Source organism: Micromonospora sp. AMSO31t, assembly GCF_008868175.1.
In the GTDB taxonomy this organism is placed as follows: Bacteria; Actinomycetota; Actinomycetes; order Mycobacteriales; family Micromonosporaceae; genus Micromonospora.
In genome coordinates, this window is the sequence record NZ_WBKT01000280.1 from 1 (window position 1) to 2,768 (window position 2,768).

1 protein-coding gene and 2 pseudogenes are annotated in these 2,768 nt (G+C 76.8%); 2 read left to right on the forward strand and 1 reads right to left on the reverse strand.

What is annotated here, in order from left to right; all coding sequences use genetic code 11:
* Nucleotides 1-437: pseudogene (locus F8274_RS30360) on the reverse strand (hypothetical protein); the annotation flags it as partial.
* 277 nt (nt 438-714) lie between these two features.
* Here F8274_RS30360 and F8274_RS30365 point away from each other — a divergent pair.
* Both F8274_RS30365 and F8274_RS30370 read left to right on the forward strand, forming a co-directional pair.
* Nucleotides 715-1,503, forward strand: a complete 789-nt coding sequence (locus F8274_RS30365) for a fibronectin type III domain-containing protein (protein ID WP_225854045.1) — start codon at nt 715-717, stop codon at nt 1,501-1,503.
* A gap of 203 nt (nt 1,504-1,706) precedes the next feature.
* A pseudogene (locus tag F8274_RS30370) lies at nt 1,707-2,768 on the forward strand (hypothetical protein); the annotation flags it as partial.

Here is a 2,768-nt window from a genome sequence, read left to right on the forward strand (position 1 = left end):
TCCGCCCCGCCGGTGCCCACCGCGCCGGCCGCGGCGCCCATCCCGACCCCGCCGGCGGCCACACCGGCGACGGCCGTCCCGCCACATCGGACGCCCGGCCAGCCGGCCACGGGCGGCGAGCCCGGCGGGGGCGACACCCCAGCTGCCCCGGTGCCGGGGTGGGACAAGCCGACCATCCAGGTGCAGCAGATCGGCCCCCTGCTCCGGGAGGAGGCCGAGCGGATCGGCGCCTCGCCGCCGGGCGCGGCCGCTCCGGTGAGCAGCCCGCCCGTCAGCGGGCCCCCGGCGGGCAACTCGCCCGTGAGCGCGCCCCCGGCGAGCGTGGACCCGGTGAGTGCGCCCCCGGTGAGCACCGACCCGGTGAGTGCGCCCCCGGTGAGCGGTCCGCCGGTCAGCGGCACGCCCTTCCCGCCGCAGCCCGTCAGCGGCCCACCCATCAGCGGGGCGCCCCTTCCGCCGGCTGTCGATGGTCCCGCGTCGCCTCCGCAGGGAAGCGCCGTGCCGCCTCCGCCCCCGCCGGTCAGCGCTCCCCCGGCCGGCGCTGGGCCGGGCACGGGCACACCCTTCGCCACCCCGCCGGGCGGCAACCCGCCGTTCAGCGCACCACCCGCCAGCGGCCCACCGTTCAGCGCACCACCCGCCAGCGGCCCACCGTCCGGGACGGTGCCACCGGCCGGATACCCGGTCAGTGGCCCGCCCGGGTACCCGCCGCCGGTGAGCGGGCCGCCGGCCGCGGCGCCGGTCAGCGCCTCGCCCGTGCCGCCGTGGGGGATGACCGCGCCGCCGTGGAGCAGCGCCGCCCCGCCGCAGGGCCTCGACCGGCCGGGCGATCCCCGTCCCGAGCCCGTCGTGGACGAGCCCGACACGGTGGACCCGGACCCGGTCCCCGCACCGGAGAGCGGGGAGGACACGCCGCGACCGCTGCCGGTCTACGACGGGTTGCTGGACTTCCCCGAGTCGCAACAGCCGGCCCCGGAGCCGTACCCGAGCCAGGGTGCCTGGCCGGCGGTGCCGCCGGCGTTCCACCAGCCGGCCGCGTACCCGGCGGCGGAGGAGCCGGAGGCGCGTGGCCGCAACCGGACGGTGGTGGCCCTGGTGGCGGGCATCGTGGTGGTCGTGGTGGCGGCCGCCGTCGGGGTGGGCGCCGTGCTGCTCAACCGTGACCCGGCGCCGCCGCCCGCGCCGGCACCGACGGCGGCGAAGCCGAAGGTGAGCGGTCCACCGCCGGGTGACCTGCGGTTGCAGGACGACACCACCACGATCACGGTCACCTGGACCGACCCGACGGGCGGCGGTGTGCCGTTCGTGGTGGCCGGCGGGCGGGCCGGGCAGAAGTTGGGGGTGATGGCCACGGTGGACGCCGGGCAGACCCGCTACACGGTGAACGGGCTGAGTCCGAAGCTGGACTACTGCTTCACGGTGCTGGCCGTCTACTCGACGGACACCTACGCCACCTCGGGTCAGGTCTGCACCGACCGGGAGGGTGGCACGACGCCGAACTAGCGGCCGCAACGACACGCTCGGTGTCCACAGGAGGACGGTGCGGGTTCCACCGGTCCCGGCCGGCCCCTATGATGGCTCCCGGCTCTGGGGAGGGTCGACCGCGCGTGCCGCCCTCCCCCACCGACGCGGGGAGGCAGCCGCCAGTGACCACCATCGAGAGCGTCACGAGCACCGGGCCGGAGACGGCCCGCCCCCGGTCCCGGATGCGGGGCGGGCTGGTGACCATCGGCACCGTGGCCGCGCTGCTGGCCGCCATGGGGTTGACCGTGCTCGGCCTGGGCGCCGCCGACAACGCGGTGGCCAACTACGACGCCGCCTCCTGGTTGTGGAGCACCAGCCGCAGCGAGCTGGCCCGGGTCAACGGGGTGACGGCCCGGGTGGACACCCGGATGGAGGTGCCCGGCGGGCGCCGGCACCAGATGCAGGTCGCCCAGACCGACCGGCTGCTGATCCTGCGCGATCTGAACACCGGCCAGGTCAGCTCGCTGGACCTGGCCACCCTCCAGATCACCGCGACCACGCCGACCGCGCCGGGCCTCGGGGTGAGCGTCGCCCTGCACGAGGACGAGGCGTTCGTCGTCGACGCGGTGCAGGGCATCGTCCGGCAGCTCGACCCGCGGTCGCTGACCCCGGTGGGTGAGCCGGTGCGTTACCCGCCGGGCATCACGGGCGGGGCGTTCGACGGTGCCGGCAAGCTGTGGATCGCGGTGCCGAGCGAGGGCACCGTCTCCGCCGTCACGGCCGCCGAGCTGCCGGCCACCCCGGGCGCCGCGCCGCCCGCCGGGCTCAGCCCGAAGCGCGTCGAGACGTACGAGGTGGCGGAGCCGGCCCACGAGCTGGTCGTGTCCACGCTGGACGAGGGGGTAGCGGTGCTCGACCGCACCTCCGCCTCGCTGGTCACCGTGCGGGCCGGGCAGACGCAGCGGGCCAACCTGACGATGACCGCCCCGGGCAGCCTGCCGACGCGCACCACCGGCCCGCAGGTGCCGGTCACGGTGAGCGGCGAGCGGAAGGTGCACGTGGTCCGCGACGCCGCCGAGGTGCAGCGGTTCACGGTGCCCGGCGCGGGCGGGGAGCTGAGCCCGGCGGTGGCCTGGGCGGGCCGGTTCTACTGCGCCGACGAGACCACCGGCACGGTGTACTCCTTCGACGCGAACGGGCAGCTCGTCGACACCATCAAGGGTTCCGGGCGGCCCGGGCCGATGGAGCTGGAGGTCCGCGAGAACCACCTCTTCATCAACCCGCCGAACTCGTCCACCGCGCAG